The sequence below is a fragment of the Massilia sp. Root418 genome, from assembly GCF_001425265.1.
Classification (GTDB): Bacteria; Pseudomonadota; Gammaproteobacteria; order Burkholderiales; family Burkholderiaceae_D; genus Rugamonas.
Map to the genome: position 1 here is coordinate 1 of NZ_LMEC01000014.1, position 2846 is coordinate 2846.

Consider the following 2846-nt stretch of genomic DNA (forward strand, 5'->3'; position numbering starts at 1 on the left):
CAATCTCTGTTTAAAGTCATTGCTGACTTGGTCGCTCTTCAAAATAACTGACGATTCCTCTTGCGAGGTCACGTTTATTTCTTTTGTTGAGCGTTTAATAATTTGAGCTAAGAAGCTTGCGCTTCCGGCATCATCATCAAACGCCCACACTTATCGATTGTAAATTTTTAAAGAATTCTGCGTTGTTGCTGAAGCGTTTTGTTCAGCAGCAGAGAAGGAAGATTATGGGGCTTTTCGCTTCATCCGTCAACCCCTCTTTTTCCTTCGTCTTGCCTGCGCTACAGATGTTCAGCAGCGCGGGGACAGAATTATAGCCGCCCCTGCGCCGCGATTGCAAGACTAATTTTCGCTCAACACTTTCAGCTTGTAGCCGGCGTCTGAACGGATCTGCGTATCGGTGAACGGCAGCCTGAAAAGCGCCTTGCGCCCGTACAGCGGCAGCTGGTCCGCGTAGTGCGGAGACTTGGGATCGACCGACTGGCCATAAACCAGCAAGCCCTTGGCTACCGGCCCAGCCTGGTCGAAGCCCACCACCTGCACGTAGCTGGTGCCCCAGCTCACATCGCCGTAGCCGGCTGCACTCAGCTCGCTGGCCATGTTGATGGAGTTGTAGGCGCCGTCGATATCGCCTATGCCGCCATGCAAGGGGTAGCGCTTGCCGTTGCGGAGCTCATACTGGTAATCGCCGAGGCGGCCATACAGCGGCACAGCCTGCGCATTGAGCTTGGCAACGGCGGCGCGCAGCGCGTCCAGCATCGCCGGGACGGCGGCCGGGGCCAGGCCGCGCGGCGTATTGACCGGATCGGCCGCGTCGAACGGCACCTTCCACTTGCCCGGAATGGCGGCGGCCGCGTTCCAGAATTCGCGGAACAGCACAGCGCCCCGGCTATCCAGGTCCGCCTTGCGGTCCCAGATCATCAGCACGGCGCAAGCCAGCAACAGTTGCCGGTCATTCGATGCCAGGCAGGCAGGCAGCAACTCCGGCAAGATCAGCTCGGCCGCGTGCACGCGATTGGCGAACATCAGTCGCTGCAAGTCATCGGTGTCCAGGAAGCGCTCGGCGGTCAGCGCCGCCTCCAGCTGCTTGAAACCAATACGGGTGCGCAGCGTCTGCTCCACGTCGGTCGAACCGTACAGCGGTGAATAACCGTACGGTGCGGGACCGGTCAGCAGCTCGCGCGCATTGGTGAGCCAGTAGCCGTCGTTCGAGTTGGCCACATAATCGGTCCGCTCCTGCTGCGGCATATTGGCGGCGCCGAAGATGCCGGCCGGCGCGTCCGGGTCCTGCCCCCAGGCACACTCGCTGCGCGAGCCGTCAAAGCCGACCAGCTCCGGCAACACCAGGCAATCCGAAACAAATTTGTCCGCTCCCATGTTCGGCACGGCACTGCCATCCATGTACAAGGTGTTGCCCTCGCGGTCGGCCGCAACGGTGTTCACCCATGGCAGGCCGGCAATGGCGCCCAAGGTGCTTTTCACCGCCGCCACATTGCCGGCCTTGCCGATGGCCAGCCACTGCTGCACCAGGCGGGTGTTGTTGCGGTTGGCGTCGCCCAGCACAAAGGCGGTCGACGCGGTCCAGTCCACACCCGCTTCCGGCATCACCAGCACTGCGCCCTGCTTGCTGAAGTAGAAGGTCTTCTGTTTGCTCGCCAGCGTGCCGTCGGCCTGCAGGCTATCCACCGATACCGTCCGCGACGTCATCTTGACCGGCGCGCCGTCATAGAAATACGTGGTGCCGGTGGGGTCGGCCGGGTCCAGATCCAGCTTGAAGGTGGTGAAGTGCACCGCCTTGGTGACGGTGTGGGTCCAGGCCATGTCCTTGTTGAAGCCGATCACCACGGCAGGCATGCCGCCCAGGCTGGCGCCCATGGCGTCATACTTTCCCGGCACGGTGAGGTGGACCTGGTAAAAGCGGTCCGCGCTGTTCCACGGGTAATGGGGGTTACCCAGCAGCAGACCGCGGCCATTGGCGCTCGCGCCCTTGCCCACTGCCAGGCCGTTGCTGCCCAGGCCGGCCGGCATGCCCATGGGGATCTTGCGGCTGGCAGGCGCGATCGACTTGGCCAAGGCCACGGCGGCGGCCGGTTCGCGCGCAGCGGCGACGATGGCGCCGGCGAACACTTCGCCCGTAGCGTGCAGCGCCTTTTCCGCGATCAGCAAATACATGTCGTCCATGGTCATGGCCTTGACCCAGGCGGCGCCTTTGCAGGCGGCGGGCAGGCTGGCGCTGTTGTCGCGCAGGTAACGGTTGTAGCCGGCAACGTAGCCGGTCAGCACATCCCGCACTTCCTGGCTGCCGGCGGCGTAGCCGGCGCGCAGTTGCGCCAGGTCGAGATAGCCCTTGAAGAAAAAGTCGCTGTCTTCATTGCGCAGGGTGACGTAGTCAATCGCCGCGCCATACTCGCCGTTCTTCGGCTTGGTGGCATAGGCGTCTGCGCCGAAGTAGCGCGAGCGCTCGCCGCGCACGGTCAGCAAGGTGTCGGCCAGCATGCAAACGTTGTCCTCCGCATAAGCATGGCCCAGGCCGTAGCCAAGGTTCCGGAAATCGGCCGCCTTGACATGCACGACACCATAGCTGGTGCGCGTCACTTCGCTACGGAAGGGCTCCGCGGCTGCACCGGCCGTCACTGCAGCCGCCAGCAGCCAGATCACCTGAGTTCGCATGTCGATTCCTTTGTGTATTGATAATTATCAAAATCTTATCAGATAACAAAAGGATAAAAGTTGTTTTTTTGAGCAGTGAACGCAAAAAACCCCGCCAGCACACGCTGACGGGGTTTCTCTTATAACTAGCCTGACGATAACCTACTTTCACACTGGTTGCAGCACTATCATCGGCGCAA

Annotated in this window: 1 protein-coding gene; it reads right to left on the reverse strand. The window is 61.4% G+C overall.

From position 1 onward, the window contains the following. Positions 1-339: 339 nt before the first annotated feature. Positions 340-2667, reverse strand: coding sequence for a penicillin acylase family protein (locus ASC94_RS12540; RefSeq protein ID WP_082616462.1), 2328 nt, complete (start codon positions 2665-2667; stop codon positions 340-342). Between the last annotated feature and the right edge of the window lie 179 nt (positions 2668-2846).